The sequence below is a fragment of the Roseivirga seohaensis subsp. aquiponti genome (genome assembly GCF_001267955.1).
Taxonomy (GTDB): Bacteria; Bacteroidota; Bacteroidia; order Cytophagales; family Cyclobacteriaceae; genus Roseivirga; species Roseivirga seohaensis.
On sequence record NZ_JSVA01000002.1, the window covers coordinates 35962 to 54000 of the forward strand.

16 protein-coding genes are annotated in these 18039 nt (G+C 39.3%); 13 read left to right on the forward strand and 3 right to left on the reverse strand.

What is annotated here, in order from left to right:
* The first annotated feature begins 16 nt into the window (after positions 1–16).
* Positions 17–2437, forward strand: a complete 2421-nt coding sequence (locus tag OB69_RS01045; RefSeq protein ID WP_053221835.1) for a zinc-dependent metalloprotease — start codon at positions 17–19, stop codon at positions 2435–2437.
* Positions 2438–2548: 111 nt separating this feature from the next.
* On the forward strand, positions 2549–3052 hold the full coding sequence (locus tag OB69_RS01050) for a paraquat-inducible protein A (protein WP_053221836.1): 504 nt from the start codon (positions 2549–2551) through the stop codon (positions 3050–3052).
* 23 nt (positions 3053–3075) lie between these two features.
* On the opposite strand, the gene OB69_RS01055 is transcribed toward OB69_RS01050, so the two are convergent.
* On the reverse strand, positions 3076–3606 hold the full coding sequence (locus OB69_RS01055) for a hypothetical protein (RefSeq protein WP_053221837.1): 531 nt from the start codon (positions 3604–3606) through the stop codon (positions 3076–3078).
* Between the two features lie 203 nt (positions 3607–3809).
* On the opposite strand from OB69_RS01055, the gene OB69_RS01060 reads away from it, so the two are divergent.
* Complete coding sequence (locus OB69_RS01060; RefSeq protein ID WP_053221838.1) at positions 3810–5186, forward strand: MATE family efflux transporter; 1377 nt, start codon at positions 3810–3812, stop codon at positions 5184–5186.
* Positions 5187–5223: 37 nt separating this feature from the next.
* Here the strand turns inward: OB69_RS01060 and OB69_RS18185 are convergent, their stop codons facing one another.
* On the reverse strand, positions 5224–5796 hold the full coding sequence (locus OB69_RS18185) for an RNA recognition motif domain-containing protein (RefSeq protein WP_071426675.1): 573 nt from the start codon (positions 5794–5796) through the stop codon (positions 5224–5226).
* 138 nt (positions 5797–5934) lie between these two features.
* On the opposite strand from OB69_RS18185, the gene OB69_RS01070 reads away from it, so the two are divergent.
* The 7 genes from OB69_RS01070 (at position 5935) to OB69_RS01100 (ending at position 12403) form a co-directional block, all read left to right on the forward strand.
* Complete coding sequence (locus OB69_RS01070) at positions 5935–6669, forward strand: 3-keto-disaccharide hydrolase (RefSeq protein ID WP_053221839.1); 735 nt, start codon at positions 5935–5937, stop codon at positions 6667–6669.
* Positions 6670–6718: 49 nt separating this feature from the next.
* Positions 6719–7186: an IS200/IS605 family transposase gene (tnpA, locus tag OB69_RS01075; RefSeq protein ID WP_053221840.1), complete on the forward strand. Its 468-nt coding sequence runs from the start codon at positions 6719–6721 to the stop codon at positions 7184–7186.
* Positions 7187–7399: 213 nt separating this feature from the next.
* Positions 7400–8185 carry a tRNA pseudouridine synthase A gene (locus tag OB69_RS01080; RefSeq protein ID WP_053221841.1) on the forward strand — a complete coding sequence of 262 codons (786 nt, stop codon included), beginning with the start codon at positions 7400–7402 and terminating at the stop codon, positions 8183–8185.
* Between the two features lie 127 nt (positions 8186–8312).
* Positions 8313–8846, forward strand: a complete 534-nt coding sequence (locus OB69_RS01085) for a hypothetical protein (protein ID WP_053221842.1) — start codon at positions 8313–8315, stop codon at positions 8844–8846.
* A gap of 95 nt (positions 8847–8941) precedes the next feature.
* Complete coding sequence (locus OB69_RS01090; protein WP_053221843.1) at positions 8942–11347, forward strand: TonB-dependent receptor; 2406 nt, start codon at positions 8942–8944, stop codon at positions 11345–11347.
* 80 nt (positions 11348–11427) lie between these two features.
* Complete coding sequence (locus tag OB69_RS01095; protein ID WP_053221844.1) at positions 11428–12027, forward strand: Crp/Fnr family transcriptional regulator; 600 nt, start codon at positions 11428–11430, stop codon at positions 12025–12027.
* Positions 12028–12070: 43 nt separating this feature from the next.
* Entirely contained in the window at positions 12071–12403 is a 333-nt protein-coding gene (locus OB69_RS01100) for a DMT family transporter (RefSeq protein ID WP_053221845.1), read from the forward strand.
* Between the two features lie 132 nt (positions 12404–12535).
* Here OB69_RS01100 and OB69_RS01105 read toward each other — a convergent pair whose 3' ends face one another.
* A complete protein-coding gene (locus tag OB69_RS01105; RefSeq protein ID WP_053221846.1) occupies positions 12536–13405 on the reverse strand; it encodes an SDR family oxidoreductase in 870 nt (289 codons plus the stop codon).
* A 131-nt stretch (positions 13406–13536) separates the two neighbouring features.
* Between OB69_RS01105 and OB69_RS01110 the strand changes: the two genes are divergently transcribed.
* From OB69_RS01110 to OB69_RS01120, 3 genes are all read left to right on the forward strand, one after another.
* Complete coding sequence (locus OB69_RS01110; protein WP_053221847.1) at positions 13537–14487, forward strand: OmpA/MotB family protein; 951 nt, start codon at positions 13537–13539, stop codon at positions 14485–14487.
* A 31-nt stretch (positions 14488–14518) separates the two neighbouring features.
* Positions 14519–14776 (forward strand): hypothetical protein, encoded by a 258-nt coding sequence (locus OB69_RS01115; RefSeq protein WP_157608460.1) that lies wholly within the window; start codon positions 14519–14521, stop codon positions 14774–14776.
* Positions 14777–14896: 120 nt separating this feature from the next.
* Positions 14897–18037: a DUF3427 domain-containing protein gene (locus tag OB69_RS01120; RefSeq protein WP_053221849.1), complete on the forward strand. Its 3141-nt coding sequence runs from the start codon at positions 14897–14899 to the stop codon at positions 18035–18037.
* Positions 18038–18039 lie beyond the last annotated feature (2 nt).

Sequence of the window (18039 nt, forward strand, 5' to 3'; positions counted from 1 at the left end):
TAAAACGTAAAACATCATGCTCAAAAAGACACTCTTATTCTCTTTTTTGATGGTGCTTTCTTTGCAAGTTTTTGCGCAAAAAACCATTGCGGAAATCACCAAAGGAGCCATTAAAAAAGAAGGTTTTTTTAATTATTACTGGAACGAAGATGCCGGTAAGATTTATCTAGAAATAAAGAATTTCGATAAAGAATTTCTCTACATCAACTCTCTAGCAGCCGGTATTGGTTCTAATGACATTGGTCTTGACCGTGGTAAATTAGGCGGTACCAGTGTGGTAGAATTCAGAAGAGTTGGTTCTAAAGTACTTTTGGTTGAACCAAATTACAGATATCGAGCTGTTTCTAATAATGCAGACGAAGTGGAAGCTGTAAAACAAGCTTTTGCCGAATCGGTATTAGAGGGCTTTAAAGTAGAAGCTGAAGAGAATGGTGTAGTATTAATAGATATCACTCCGATGATTCTTACCGATTCATATGGCGTAGCCAATACACTTAATCGTTCTCGTCAGGGTTCTTACCGTTTCGATGCTAGCCGCTCGGCCATCTACCCTCCTATGTTGAAGAACTTTCCGAAAAATTCAGAATTTGAAGCTACAATTACACTAGTGGGAAGCGCAACTGGTGGTTTCATTAGAAGTGTAACGCCAAACCCCGATGCTGTAACCGTGCGTATGCACTACTCTTTTGTTGAATTACCAGACGCTGGTTACAAACCACGAAAGCTAGATCCAAGATCAGGTTACTTTGGTACTTCTTACATGGATTACGCAACACCAATTCAAGAAGATATTACAAAAAGATTTATAAACAGACATAGATTAGCCAAGAAAGACCCTACCGCAAAAGTAAGTGAGGCCGTTGAACCAATTATTTATTATGTAGACAGAGGTGCCCCAGAGCCCATCAAATCTGCACTTATTGAAGGTGGACGATGGTGGAACCAAGCTTTTGAAGCTGCTGGTTATAAAAACGCTTTTCAGGTGCGCGAAATGCCAGCCGATGCAGATCCAATGGATGTTAGATACAACCTAGTACAATGGGTACATCGTTCTACTCGCGGCTGGTCTTACGGATCATCTGTTACTGATCCGCGTACCGGAGAGATTATTAAAGGCCACGTAAGTTTAGGTTCGCTAAGGGTTCGTCAAGATTTCTTGATTGCTCAAGGTTTAATCAACCCTTATGAAAACGGCACTACGCCTGACCCCATCATGCTCAAATTGGCCCTTGCTCGTTTAAGACAACTGTCTGCACATGAAATTGGTCATACTATTGGTTTGGCCCACAGTTATGCTTCTAGTGCCGATGGGGATGCTTCGGTAATGGATTACCCTCACCCTCAAATTGGTCTGAAAAACGGTAAAATCTCATTAGACGCTCCTTACGATACTGGCATTGGCGAATGGGATAAAGTAGCGGTAACTTACGGTTATCAAGACTTTCCGAAAGGAACAGATGAAGACAAAGCGTTAAATGATATAATAGAAAAAGGACTGAAAGACGGTTTACATTTTATTACCGATTCAGATTCTAGATCTCCGGGTAGTGCCCACCCATTCTCTCACCTTTGGGATAACGGAAAAAGCCCTGTGGATGAATTGAACCGATTAATGGAAGTAAGAGCAATTGCTTTGAAAAACTTCTCTGAGCAAAACATTCCTATGGGGGCTCCTATGACAACTTTGGAAGAAGTATTTGTACCGATGTACATGCTACACCGCTATCAGTTAGAGGCAGCCTCTAAGGTAATTGGAGGCGCATATTACAACTACAAACTAAGGGGCGACTCTCAGCCTTTGCAGCAAACAGTGCCTGTTGGAGAGCAAAAAGCAGCGCTTTCAGCTTTAATCAACGTATTGAAACCTGAGAATTTAGAAGTACCGGCTCACATTCTTAAAATTATTCCTCCGAGAACACCAGGGTACGGAAGATCAAGAGAAACCTTTAATGTAAGAACAGGAGTGCTTTTCGATCCGGTTTCTCCAGGAGAAGCCGTAGCAGGAACTACAATGAGCTTCTTATTTAATTCGCAGCGTGCTACACGTTTGGTTCAGCAAAATGCAATGGACAGTAATCAGGTTGGACTTCAGGATGTGATTAATGCCGTGGCAAACCTTGCCTTCGATGCAAATTACACTGGTTACCGTGCTGAACTACAGAAAGTAGTTGCCGACAGCTTTATCAGCGAATTGATGTCGTTAAGCATGAGCTCTCAAGCCTCTGTTTCTACCCAAGCCGAAGCCATGGCAGCACTAAGAAAATTCGCTAAAAAACTAGCCAGCAGCAATGACACTTTTCAAAATGAGTTAGCGTTTAAAGTCACTCGCTTTTTAGAAAACCCTAAAGAAGTAACACCAACCAATGCATTGACTCCTCCAGATGGCTCGCCAATTGGAATGGATGCCCAATTCTGGTGTACGTTTGAAGGGTACTAATTAAATAAATACAAATTGAAAGAATGAAAAAGAGCCAGAAAACCAAGGCTCTTTTTCATTTCTGATTACATTTATAAAGATTGTTCGTCTTAGCCATAACTGAATTTTACTATGAATAAAAGGAACGCTGTAGCACTCGTATTAATTATTGCATCGTTGGTTTGCCTCTACCCTGGCCTTACAAAACCCATTATTCAAATCAACATTGGAGCCCAACTGCCATTAATTGGTGAATTCACACTTTTTGAAAGAACACAAAGTGTGGTAGAAAGCATACAGTCACTTTTTGAGACAGACAATGACCTAGTAGCTTGGTTGATTCTTATCTTCTCCATCATAGTGCCCATAGCTAAAGCCGTAATTCTATTGGCTGTTTTGGCCTTTAGAAAACTACCGGGGAGAAAGGCCCTTTATCGTTTTGTAGGCTTAATCGGAAAGTGGTCAATGGCCGATGTATTTGTTGTGGGTATTTTGCTGGCTTTCTTGGCCACAGGCGAAAACGAAAGCATTCGGGCCGAACTTTATGAAGGCTTTAACTATTTCTTGGCCTATTGTATTATCTCCATTCTGGCTATTCAGGTAATGGATGTGAATACCGATGACCTAGTGCAATAAAAAAGGGGCCAATGCCCCTTTTCTTACTCTGAGTATTTAAACGAATCTAAAAACTTTTTCCCAGCCTCATCAAGCTCTGTATCTCCGGTTACCACAACCATTTGAAATTGATATTGCCCCATAAGAATAACCCTATAAAAGCATATTGCTTGACCTTCCATAAGACTAATAGTAGCCTTTTTGCCTTCGTTGCTTTTATATTTATATATATCCTGGTTTAGAATATCGCCCTGCACTTGTTCATTAAATGACTCCAGAGAAACATCTGCCAAGCCTTTATGGTCTCCAAGCAATTCAGTGTGCAAGGTCCAGCTAAACAAATAGGTTTCTTCACCAATGGTTGAGGTTACTTTAATGGTGTTTGTCGATTCACCTACAACCTTCGAAACCGTATACTCGCCTGGCATTGTAATACCAAACTTACCATTCTGCGCCAAGTATTCCAGTTCATCACCTATGGAGTAAAGATGGTTTTCAGATTCACTATTAGGTGATAATTGACTAGGCATCAACAAGACACCAAGTATGGCAGGCAAAATCATTTTCAAAAACATAATTCAAACAGTTTAATTGACTAATATTTTCATTCCGATAGCTCCTTAAGCTGCGAACCGGAGAATGAAATTAAGAAATATCCTTAATCTTATTATAAAGGAGTGAGCAAGTTATTTTCTCTATTTAAAATTTTATACTCCAAGTGCATTCTTTGATTAAATAAGCTTACATCTTTTGTCTAATCATTTAGATTTGCACAGACATGAAATCCCCTCGTAAATCACTTACCGAAGGCCCAATATTAAAAACGCTCACCATGCTGGCTTTGCCCATCATTGGTGTAAACCTATTACAAACGGGCTATCAATTGGTAGATGCATTTTGGGTGGGTAGATTAGGTGCCAATGCTGTAGCAGCAGTTTCAATCAGTTTTCCGATTAACTTTCTGTTGATTTCTCTCAGCTCAGGTTTTGCCTTTGCTGGTGCCATTTTGGTAGCGCAATACGCTGGCGCTAAGAATATTAAAATGGTAAACCATGTAGCACGGCAGACCCTTTTGATGGCCTTTTTAATTTCATTGATTGTATCTATTGTTGCCTATATTTTTTCACCACAAATACTGAACATTGTTGGGGTAGAAGAAATTATTTTTGATGAAGCCAACCTTTTTCAGCGCACCATTTTTATTGGATTGATTTTCAACTTTGGTTTTATCATGTTCCAATCGCTATTAAGAGGTGTTGGCGAAGTGAAAATACCACTATATATCAATGGCGCCACCTTGCTTCTTAACTTCTTTCTCGACCCATTATTTATTTATGGTTGGGGGCCAATTCAAGCTTATGGAGTAACAGGTGCTGCTGTCTCTACTTTGGTAACCCAGTTTTTATCTATTGCAGTGGGTATGTACATTTTATTCAAAGGCACAACAGAAATTAAGTTAAGTATGAAGGCTTTTTCCTTCGATTGGCCATTACTTAAAAAAGCATTTAAACTCGGTTTTCCTTCTTCAATCGAAATTTCGGCCAGGGCCTTAGGCCTTACGCTTATGACTGTTTTGGTAGCCCGTTTCGGTACGGAAGTGTTGGCCGCTTACGGAGTGGGCTCTCGTTTAATTAGCTTTGTGGTAATCCTCAGCTTAGGTCTTTCAAAGGCGTGTACTACTTTAGTAGGGCAAAACATGGGCGCAAAACGGATTGATAGGGCTGAGAAAACTACATACTACTCGTCTGTTATAGGTTTCGTTTCTCTTTCTATAGTGGGGTTAATATTTTTCCTTTTTGCTGAACCACTCACGCGGGCATTTTTAACAGGTGATGACCATGTAGTTGAAATGGGTGTTGATTTTCTCAAAATCACATCTCTCAGCTTTGGTTTTATGGGTTTGCAAATGTCGATCATAGGTGCCCTGAGAGGATCGGGAAACACTATTTCTTCCATGATATTAACCATAATAGGCATTTGGGCAATCCAATTCCCTGTGGCTTGGTTTTTATCCTCACACACAGCTTTGGGTTACAATGGCCTATGGTGGTCTTTCCCGATTTCTAATGTAATTCCTGCTTTAATCACCTTAGGTTGGTATAAAACGGGCAAGTGGAAAAATAAAAACTTGGTGCACGCAAGCCAAGAAAGCTAGAATACACCAAGTTATGTTATATTAAAATTAGAGCACTTTAGAACTTAAAGTCTCCGAAGATATCGTCATCATCATCTTCTCCCCAACCACGGTTCTTTTTAGATTTAGAAGGTTTTGGTGGCATCTTCTTTTTTCTGAATCCATCATCATCTCCACCTCTGCCCTTCAAAGATTCTTTTTTCTTTTTGTTGGGCGCATTTTTTCTTGGTGTTCCTTTTGTTGGTGCTTCAGACCAATCCAAACTTTGCCCGCCTTTCTCTGGTCTACCTCCACCATCAAAATCGTCTTCCTCTCGGTTTTCTTCTCGTCTGGGCTTAAACTCTGGTCTCTGACCACCCTGGCCACCAGCAGGTTTACGTTCATTTGATTTTCTGTCTTCAGCTTCAGAAACAGAAATATTTCTTCCGTCTAAAGATGTACCATCCAGCTGAGTAATGGCTTTTTGGCCATCCTCTCTGTTTGCCATGGTTACAAAAGCGAATCCTTTGGATTTACCGGTTTCACGATCGGTGATGATCTTTAAGCTTTTTACCTGACCAATCTGTTCAAACAACGCGCGCAGGTTACTTTCTTGGGTTTCGTAGCTCAACCGGCCTACAAAAATGTTCATGTTACTTAATAATTCTATTTGTTTCTCGCCCCTAAGTTATTAGTATTTCGGGATTTGTGTTCAATATCGGTAAGAACAAAGCATTTCAAAATTTATTTCATAATTTATTTATCTTGAGGCTCGAAAAAAAATCAACCTATGAAACGTCAATACAGCTTAGTTTTTCTATTTGTCACCTTTTTAGCTGTGAGTTGCGGAAACTCTAAAAGCAACGAAGAAAAATCTATAAACAACACCAACCAAACCGAAGAATGGATTTCGCTTTTTAACGGTAACGATTTTAGTGGCTGGGAAATGTATGGAGAAGAACCCATTATGGAACAATGGCAAATTGTAGACGGTACAATTGCTTGTAACGTAGGTTTAGGAGAAAAGAATGCTGGTTTCAATAGATCGATCATGACTACTGAAGATTACAGCAACTTTGAACTTGAGCTTGAATACAAAATCTCGAAAGGCGGAAACAGTGGTATTTTCTACCATGTGGTGCAATTAGAAGGTAATGGACACGACTACTTAACAGGCCCAGAATTTCAATTACTTGACGATGAATTCTCTAGATCTGAAAGTGAAGCCAATAAAATGGTGGGCGCTAACTACGCAATGCATGCTCCTTCCGAAACTAAAAAGCCAAATCCATTTATGGAATGGAATAAAATCAAAATTGTTTACAAGGATGGACATGTAGAACACTGGCTGAATGATGAAAAAATATTAGAATTTGAAGAAGGCAGCGAAGATTGGTATGAACGCAAAGAAGCAGGTAAATGGGCGAAATATGAGTTTTACGCCAAGTCAAAAACAGGCCGCATTAGTCTTCAAAACCACGGAGATGAAGTCTATTTTAGAAATATCCGAATTAAGGAGTTGTAGAAAGGGGCTGTTCAGATAGCCCCTGAAGTAAAACTAGAATTGGTTTCAAATGTCAACAGGAACATACAGCCAAATTTATATTCAGGTGGTCTTCGCTGTTAATGGTCGCCAAAGCCTGATTCTGAGGGCCTGGGAGGATAACTTATATAAATACATCACCGGGATTGTTCAGAATAAGGAGCAAAAGATGCTTGCCATTAATGGAATGCCCGACCACATTCATTTTTTGATAGGAATGAGACCAACCTGTTGTTTGTCAGATTTAGTGAGAGAAGTCAAAAAAGCCTCTAACAAATGGATCAACGAACATGGACATGTAAAAGGGAAGTTTGAATGGCAGAGCGGATTTGGCGCATTTTCTTATAGCCACTCTGCCCTTGATAAGGTAATCGTTTATATCATGAACCAAAAAGACCATCATCGAAAAAAGACCTTCAAGGAAGAATACATTGAATTTTTAAATAAATATAAAATTGAATTCAAAGATGAATACCTATTCGACTGGCTGGACGAATAGAATAGGTTCAACCCTTTCAGGGTTGCTGGCTTGTTCAAACATCTCATTGCTATAAATGTGGCATCCCGATGGGATGCTCAGCCGGCTTTATTCGTCATAACCGACCCCAGCGGGGTCATATCTTTATAGAAAAACCACAATGCAATAGGATCATCTCCCGACCCCAGCGGGGTCGTACCAATACCATCTACCAAATTATCTTAATTTCGCGGAATGAAGGCGCAACACTTTTACCTCATTCATATTCAATATATAGGCTTTAGGTTTCATGGCTGGGCAAAACAACCAGAGGTAAAAACCATTCACTACATGATCGACCGCACCTTGGCTTTTGTGCTCGGACACCGCGACTTCAAAACCATGGGCAGTAGCCGTACCGACTCTAAAGTTTCAGCCTTAGACAATGCCTTTGAGCTTTTTCTTCATGAGCCAATTCAAGACGAAAGTGATTTTTTACATAGAACAAACCTCAATCTGCCGCCAGACATCAAAGCAATTGGCATCAAAAAAGTAGACTCGGGTTTTAATATTATCAAATCACCTCGTACCAAAGAGTACATTTACCTTTTCGCTTTTGGTGAAAAACCACATCCTTTTAGCGCCCCTTTTATAACAACCGTACCTGAGGAATTAAACCTTGAGTTGATGAAAGAAGGCGCCAAATTATTTGAAGGTATACATGAATTTAAAGCCTATTGTAAAAGACCTAAAGAAGACACCATTACTCAACGAGAAATACTTTTTTCTAGAATTGAAGAGAACCAAGAGTTTAAGGCCAACTTCTTCCCTACCAAAAGCTACATATACAGAGTAAAGGCAGCAGGTTTTTTAAGACACCAAATAAGAATGATGGTAGGCCAACTTTTTCTTCTTGGCAAAGGGGAAACCAGTTTGGAGGAAATTAGTCTTTCACTAAAAGGTAAGCACACCAAAGAAATATTTCAGGTAGCTCCGGGTTCAGGTTTAATTCTTTATAAAATTGACTTCGAAGAAAAATAGCACCTTCTATTTTACTAGTTTTCCCAGTTATCCATATTTTGAACCAAGCCTATAACAAGCACGCATTTCATACAAAAGATTCGAAATTTGATTTTGATAAGGTTACATTTATGAATCTGTTAATCCGTTGAAAGCTACTATTGCCACCATATTGCTCGCTTTGCTTACCCTCCCATTCGGAGGCACTTACCTATTTCTTGAAATGGAAAGAGCAAAAGCAAAGCAACATGCTGCCCTAGCAATAGCAAACGAAGAAAACCCTGTAGAAATGGTTCACCTCGCCTTTACAGAGGCTCAAATGAAGTCTGATTTACGTTGGGAACACGATGGCGAGTTCGAATATAAGGATCAGATGTACGATATTATTTCCCGAGAAGTAAAAGGTGACACCACCTACTTTTATGCCTATTGGGATAAACTAGAGTCAATAGTTAACCACAAACTCAACGAACTAATTGCACTTCACTTTGGTGGAAAATCAGATCAGCAAGACGATAGTCAATTGGTGGTCTCTTTGGTTAAAGCACTCTACATCCAGCCAAGTGTGCAATCCACAACTTTTATTAAACCGATTGTTTCCACTCAATTTTTCGAGATAGAAATGACCTACGACCCTAGGTCGCAAGGTGTGGATGGCCCTCCCCCACGCTATAATGTATAAATATTGCTTTAACTAAAGCATCATGGAAGTCTATTCTATGTGTTAAAAGCCTGTATGGCTGAGTAAAAATTTATACATCATTTTCTATTTTACCAATGAAGAAATATTTATTCATGTGGTGCTTTGTGCTATGTACCCTTTCAGGAATAGCGCAAACAGTTACCATTATTGACAAAAATACTGGTGAACCGCTGGAGTTAGCTACTTTGGCGAGCAATTCACCCAGGGCCTTTGTGGTTACAAACATTAAAGGTCAAGCAGATATTACAGCCTTTGAAGGTGCTGAAATTATCGAAGTAAGAATGTTGGGCTACGAAAAAGCAATAGTGAGTTATGCCATTCTTGCCCAAACCAACTTTACTGTAGAATTAGTTGCATCTAAGTTATCTATGGACGATGTGGTGGTTTCGGCCAACCGTTGGCATCAAGACCGGCAAGATGTTCCTAACAAAATTAAAACCATTACACCTTCAGATATACAATTGCAAAACTCTCAAACGGCAGCCGATTTACTCGGTAGCACTGGAGATGTTTTTATTCAGAAAAGTCAACTAGGAGGCGGTAGTCCTATGATTCGAGGCTTTTCTACTAATCGCTTATTGATTACAGTAGATGGCGTTAGAATGAACACCGCCATTTTCCGTAGCGGGAATTTACAAAACGTAATTTCTCTCGATGCTTTTGCTACAGAAAGCGCTGAAATTCTGTTTGGTCCAGGTTCTGTTATGTATGGTAGTGACGCGATTGGTGGAGTAATGAGTTTTAGAACACTCAACCCACAATTATCTCACACCTCTGAAACATTAGTGAAAGGTGCCGCTGTAGCAAGATACTCATCAGCAAACGGTGAGAAAACAACTCACTTCGACATCAATGTTGGTTGGAACAAATGGGCTTCGGTAACCAGTTTTTCGAATTCCAATTTTGGAGATTTGAGAATGGGTACCAATGGCCCAGATGATTATTTAAGACCATTTTATGTGGAGCGCCAAAATGGAGTAGACGTAATGGTGGCAAATGAGGATCCATTAGTTCAGAAGCCAACGGGGTATGAACAAACCAATTTGATGCAGAAAGTACGGTTCAAACCAAACGCAAACTGGGATTTGGTGTATGGCTTACACTATTCTACCACGTCAAACTATTCTCGTTACGACAGATTGATCAGAACCCGAGGGGGTTTACCAAGAAGTGCAGAATGGCAATACGGACCGCAGGTTTGGTTAATGAATAATATAACAGCCACCCATCAAGGTGACAGTCACTTATATGACCAAATGACTGTTCGCTTAGCACATCAGTTCTTTGAAGAAAGTAGAATCGACAGAGATTTTAACAAGCCGACAAGAGCTTCGAGGGTAGAAAAAGTAAACGCCTACTCTTTCAACCTTGACCTTGACAAAGCCCTAAAAACAGGCACAGAACTGTTTTATGGTTTCGAAGCTGTTTATGATGACGTTAACTCAACTGGAACAGATGAGGACATTACGACTGGCGATGTATTTGAAGGTCCTGCCCGCTATCCGCAGTCTTCTTGGGCATCATATGCACTGTATGCTTCGTTGCAACACCGGATTTCACCGAAACTACTGGTTCAGGCAGGAACGCGCTACAACTACTTTAAGTTAGACGCTAAGTTCGATACACGTTTTTATCCTTTTCCTTTTGAAACCGCTGAAATTTCGAATGGTGCTGTTACAGGTAGTTTAGGCTTGGTGTTCAACCCAGAAACAGACATGACAATTTCTACCAATTTATCTACTGGTTTTAGGTCGCCAAATGTAGATGACGCGGGAAAAGTGTTTGACTCTGAGCCTGGTGCTGTAGTTGTTCCGAACCCAGAATTAGGCCCTGAATATGCCTATAATGCTGAATTGGGAATTGCTAAGATTTTCAATTCATCTATCAGAGTTGATGTTACAGGTTTTTATACCAGATTAGAAAACGCCTTGGTGAGAAGAGATTTCACCCTAAATGGGCAGGATGAGATTATGTACGATGGTGAACTGAGCCAAGTTCAGGCGGTTCAGAATGCTGCTTATACAAAAGTATATGGCATTCAGGCTGGCATTGAATTTAAATTTGATTCTGGTTTTGGCTTCTCTTCGCGCTACAACTTTCAGCATGGAGAAGAAGAACTTGACGATAGTACATTAAGCCCATCGAGACATGCGGCTCCTTCGTTTGGTGTAACTAAAATCACTTACAATCATCAAAACCTTAAAATGGATTTGTATGCCATGTACAGTGGCGAAGTAAGTTTCGATGATATGCCAGCTGAAGAAAAAGGTAAAGATTACATGTATGCTGCCGACAGTAATGGTAACCCTTATTCGCCAAGCTGGTACACACTTAATTTCAAAGCACTTTACAAACTATCCAACGGCATGACCATTAGCGGTGGGGTAGAAAACATTACCGATCAGCGTTACCGCCCGTACAGTTCGGGTATTACCGCTGCCGGAAGAAACATCATCCTTTCTTTAAAGGTTGATTTATAGTGGTTGTTTTGTTCATGGTGCGCTCTGTGTAAGCGGAGCGTGCCTATTTTTTCATGTTATTCCCTACTTTTGAATAATAAATGACCATTGAACAAATCATCGACAACGTTTACCAAATCCCTCCTATTTCCAGGGCTAAACTTCTTACAATTATTAACGAAGTAAGATTAGCCAAGCAATCTCTAGTTTTAAAAGCCAATCGGGTTGAACCGAAATTACTATTTATCAAAAAAGGAATTGTAAGGGCCTTTGTTGTGCAGCCCGAAGGTGAGATTACTTTTTGGTTTGGAAAAGAAGGAGACGTTGTGCTTTCCATGAAAAGCTATGTGAAAGGATTACCTGCCTATGAAAGTATTGAACTGCTGGAAGATTCTGAATTGTATGAAATTCAATCAGAGCACTTGCAAAAGTTATTCGATCAAGATATTTATATTGCCAATTGGGGAAGAAAATTAGCAGAGCAAGAGTTAATAAAAACCGAAGAAAGGTTAATCTCTAGGCAGTTTAAAACGGCTTCAGAAAGATATATGGAGCTCTTAAACCAAAACCCAGACCTTCTTCAACGAGTACAGTTAAAACACATAGCATCTTACCTAGGTATTACACAAGTGAGCCTCAGCAGAATCAGGTCAAGTATTCGGCAACTCCCTTCTCTTTTTTATCATTTGTATAACCGTTAGCGTTTCAGTTTACTGAGATTTGCCTTCATAAAATTTCAGAATTATGAATTGGATTCTATTGATTATTGCGGGCTTGTTCGAAGTGGCCTTCGCTTCTTGTTTGGGCAAAGCTAAAGAGGCAACAGGAAATGAAGTGTATTGGTGGTATGCTGGTTTTTTCATTGCTTTAACCATAAGCATGACCTTACTGATCAAAGCAACTCAAACACTCCCCATCGGTACTGCTTATGCCGTGTGGACAGGTATTGGAGCAGTGGGTACGGCTTTGGTAGGAATTCTATTCTTTAAAGACCCTGCCAGTTTTTGGCGTGTTTTCTTTATGATCACACTTATTGGATCAATAGTAGGCTTAAAAGCTGTTTCGCAAGCGGCATAGCAAAAATAAAGAGTGACCAAAAACATGCTGGTCACTCTTGAAATATCTTAATGAGCCATAAAGACATCCGCTACAACTCAATATCTTTAATTTTACGCTTGGCTTTCCAGTAGCCCCAAAGTAGCTTGGGGCTTATTGCTTTTTTCCGCGCTGGGCTTCAAGCATGTCCCACATTTCTTGCGGAATTTTCTCTAAATGACTGAATTCGCCAGCGCCTTGTAGCCACTCACCGCCATCAATGGTCACCACTTCTCCGTTTACATAAGCCGAATAATCCGACATTAAATAAGCCGCTAGGTTGGCCAATTCTTGATGTTCTCCTACCCTGCCAACTGGCACCAACTTGGCTGGATCGAATTTCTTCACCAAATCCCCTGGCAATAAACGGCTCCATGCACCTTCCGTAGGGAATGGCCCTGGTGCAATCGCGTTCATTCTAATTTTATATTTGGCCCATTCTACTGCCAATGAGCGAGTCATGGCCAATACACCAGCTTTAGCACAAGCCGATGGCACAACATAGCCAGAGCCTGTCCAAGCATAAGTAGTTACTATGTTCAGTACGGTTCCTGGTTGTTTATTGGCGATCCATTTTTTACCCAAAGCCAAGGTGAAATTGGTAGTACCTTTTAATACAATATCTATTACGGTGTCGAAAGCGCGGTTGGAAAGGCGCTCGGTAGGACTGATAAAGTTACCAGCAGCATTGTTCAAAAGTGCGTGAATTTGACCAAAACGCTCTTCGGTTACTTTCAGTACATTCTCTACTTGTTCGTAATCACGAACATCGCACTGAACGGCCAAAACTTTTCCACCTGTTTGGGCTTCCATTTCTTTGGCTGTTTGTTCCAGTACGTCAATCTTACGACTGGTGATTACCAAATTTGCACCCAATTCTAAGAAATAAGTACCCATGGCACGGCCAAGGCCAGTTCCTCCACCCGTTACAATTATAGTCTGATCTTTTAGTGCTCCTTCTTTGAGCATTCCGTCTGTTCTCATAGTCTCTTTTGCTTCGATTACCAAGATATAAATTATTATGCATGCAGCACAATCTTTTTAAGGCCGTCCATCGTTAATGTCCGTGATTTTCTGATTCAGATTATACATATTTGCCCCCTAAACCTTATGCTATGAAACAGCTTCTTTCTTACTTCTCAATTGTTATAGTTCTTTCTTTATCTTCTTGTGTGGCAAAAAAAGATTTTGATGCCCTAATGGCCGAGAAAAACGGATTAGCCTCAGACAAAGCTCAATTGGAAAGGGAGCTTGCCGTAGCCAATGAAAAAATCAATCGTTTGGAAGTTCAGCTCAATGATTTAACCACCGAAAAAAATGCTTTACAAAACGACTTTGATATTATTGATAAGGAGCTAAAAGCCCTGCGTTCTGAACACGGCAGAATTAAAGGATTGTATGAAAACCTATTGACCAACAGCGGTCAGTTGAACCAAGATTTGGCGCGTCAGCAAAAGCGATTGTTGGCAATGGAAGAAGACCTTAACATTCAAAAAAAGAGAAACGAAGAACTGGCTGAAGATTTAAGCAAGCGTGAAGCCCGAGTAGCCGAACTAGAAAAGCTAATTTCTGACAAAGAAGCGGCTGTGCAGGCTTTAAAAAACAAAGTAACCAATGCGCTTCTCAACTTTAATGAAGACGATTTAAAAGTAGAAGTAAGAAACGGTAAGGTGTATGTTTCTTTGGCCGAGCAATTATTATTCGGAACTGGAAGTATAGCCGTTGACCAAAAAGGTGTAAGTGCTTTACAACAGTTAGCCAATGCCATTAAAACCAATCCCGACATTAATATTATGGTAGAAGGCCATACCGACAATGTTCCATTCTCTAGAAAAACACAATACATGAGCGACAACTGGGACTTGAGCGTGCTGCGCGCTACTTCTATTGTTAGAATATTGGTAGAAGGTGGCGTAAGCCCTACGGCAATCACGGCTTCGGGCCGAGGAGAAAGTACTCCAGTAGTAGCAAACGATAGTCCTGAAAACAAGGCAAAAAACCGTAGAACAGAGATTATTCTAACCCCAAAACTGGACGAGCTTTTTCAGATTCTTGATAATTACTAAACCATTTTCATCAGCATTTGATTTTACTGTTATGTCTACACAAAATGAGTTTTCGAAATACACATTAGAAGAGCTGGAGAAAAAGAAAAAGCACTTTAAAAGGCTTCAAATCTTAATGTTAGTCTTAACCGCCATCTCTGCGATTATACTAGTTGTTACTGCATTGGTAAAACATAACCCACAAGCCTATCAGTTGATCCCCTTTCTCGTAATTGCAGGTGTGGTATTCCCCTTATTGGTTTTTCTACCTATCCGTAAAAAGATACAAGCGGAGATTGAGAGTAGGTAGGGTTAATTTCAGTGTTTACCTATACCAAAGGCGTTTCACCAATCACAATACTTATCATTCTTTTCATCATGTTTTACTAAATGGATTTGGTAGATTGAGCCTATCTTAAAAGATAGAGTAATGAACCAAGGCATATACGAAGAATTAGTCACTCAGCTCATTTCAACCAAATTAAACGAGCTCGATAGGGACACTTTTATATATAAACTTTCGAAACTAGATAAGGCTGAGGCTGCTACATTCCTGTCAAAACATATTGCCGCTACAATACACCACGCTCTCAATCTAATTAATGGCGAGCATGCTATAGAGCAACAAATAAATATTGCAAACAAAATTATTCTCTTTCTAAAAGATGAATTGAAAAATGAGGACTTCAATGATAACCTGATTGATACAGAAGGAAAAATATTAAAAGCTGTCTTTTCAAGAATTGATACTCACTTTTCAAACTTAGAGTTGCACCTTAAAGAGATAACTCCTTATACCCGATTAACTCATAGTGAACTATTCACTGGAGGAAATACTGGTTTATCCTTAGAAAGCGAATTAAAAAAGGAGATTTTATCTGCCAATAGAGTAGACCTTTTGGTTTCTTTTATAAAGTGGAAAGGTGTTATCATTCTCAAAAGGGAATTTGATGAATTTATAAAAAGAGGTGGTCAGTTACGTGTCATTACTACCACATACATGGGAGCCTCAGATCTAAAAGCAATTCAGCTACTCGCAAGCTTAGATAATACTGAGGTTAAAATCTCGTATAATACTAGAAATGAACGACTGCATGCTAAAGCGTATCTATTTTTCAGAAACACTGGGTTTCATACTGGGTATATAGGTTCCTCAAACTTCTCAAGAACGGCATTAACTGATGGTTTAGAATGGAATCTAAAAGTAACGTCTAAAGAAGTAGGTCACATCATAGACAAGTTTCAAAAAACTTTCGAGTCCTATTGGGAGAATCCCGAGTTCGAAACTTTCGATAACAACAAAAATAGAGTTAAATTAAGTGAAGCTTTAAATCATGGAAAATCAATTGATCTACCCAACACTTCTGTTTCATTTTTCGATTTAAAACCCTACCCTTTCCAAAAGGAAATTCTTGAAAAATTAGAAGTTGAGAGGTTTGTTCATAAAAGATTTAAAAACTTATTAGTTGCAGCGACTGGAACAGGTAAAACGGTTATTTCAGCTTTTGATTTTAAACAGTTTATCGAAAAAAACCCAAAAGCTAGACTCTTATATGTAGCCCATCGAAAAGAAATTCTGACACAGGCACTAGGCACTTTTAGAGGGATTTTAAAGAATAATAATTTGGGGGAGTTATGGGTTGACGGCCTTGAACCTATTAACAACGAGCATGTTTTTGCCTCAGTTCAAACTCTGAATAAACAGATTAATACTCTAACATTAAGTTCTTCATATTATGACTTCATTATTATTGACGAGGTTCATCATATTTCAGCATCCAGTTACCGCCCAATCATAAATCATTTCGAACCAAAAGTTTTACTTGGGCTTACCGCTACACCTGAAAGAATGGATGGTTCAGATATTCTTTCAGATTTCTCCGGCCGTATAGCGGCAGAAATAAGATTACCTGAAGCATTGAATCGGAAACTCCTGTGTCCTTTTCAATATTTCGGAATTACAGACAGCGTTGACCTAGGAAACGTCAAATGGGCGAAAGGGAAATACGTGATTAGCGAACTCAGTGATTTATATACTACCAACGATAGACGAGTTAGAGAAATAATACACAATTTAGAGAAGTACACTAAAGACATAAATGAAGTGCGAGCCATTGGTTTTTGTATAACCATTGAACACGCACGGTACATGGCCGCAAAATTTACACTAGCTGGATTCAAGGCTGCTTATTTAACAAGTGAAAATAATAACGAAAGAGAAACCCTCAGATATAAGTTTCAACAGAAAGAAATCAATTATTTGTTCGTAGTTGATATTTTCAATGAGGGTGTCGACATTCCTGAAATTGACACAGTTTTATTTTTGAGACCAACAGAAAGTCTTACCATTTTCCTACAACAGTTAGGGAGAGGCTTGAGGTTAGCTGATAACAAAGACTGCTTAACCGTTCTCGACTTTGTTGCAAACGCTAGACCAGAGTATGATTTTGAAGGAAAATTCAGAGCTCTAATAGGTAAAACAAATTCATCCGTAAAAAAAGAAGTTGAGAATAACTTCCCACAACTTCCATTAGGCTGCTCAATAGTTCTAGAAAAGAAGGCGAAAGAGTACATCCTTGATAATATCAAAAATGCCACATCGCTAAACAGAAATCAAATCATACTTAGAATTGCTAATTTTGAACATCAAAGTAGTCTACCTTTAACACTTAAAAATTTCATAGAATTCACGCATATACCAATCGAGGTTATTTATAAAAAGGACTGTTGGAGCAGACTCTGCCAATTAGCAGGTAAACTGCCAGATTTTTCATCTGGAATAGAAAAAAACATACTGACGGCAATTAGAAACAAATGGCTTTCTACCAACTCTCATTCCTACTTTAGGTTTCTTCTCCGAATTGCGAAATCAGAATTCAAAATTTCAATCTCGGATTATAATGAGGTTGAGCAGAAAATGCTCCTAATGCTTCACTATGACGTCTGGCAAAAGGCAGCTGGATTCACAGACCTAGAAACTAGCATTAACTCGATTGGTGAAAGCCCTGTTTTAGTAAATGAAATAATGGAGGTACTCGAATTATTATTAGATAAAATAGATTTTAACGAAACATCAATTGATCTACCTTTCAAACAACCTTTAAAAATTCACGCTAGATATACTCGAGATCAAATTTTAACTGCTTTTGAGTTAAACACTTTCTATAAGCAGTCATCCAACCGTGAAGGTGTAGCAGAAAACAAAGAACTTAATACCGAAATACTGTTTGTTGATCTCATAAAATCAGAAGAAGATTTTTCACCAACAACCATGTATGATGACTACGCAATCAGTGAATCCTTATTTCATTGGCAATCACAAAATCAAACTCGGGCTGACTCGGGTAAAGGAGTGACGTACATTAAGCATAGAACCATAGGTAAAACAATTCTATTGTTTGTTCGTGAAAAAGCTAAAAACGAACATAAAACGACAATGGGTTATATTTTTATAGGCAAAGTAAACTATCTAGATCATTATGGTTCTAAGCCTATGAGCATAAGATGGCAACTAGAAGAACCTATCCCCAATTACTTATGGAAAGATGTTGTTAAACTTGCTATAGGATAACC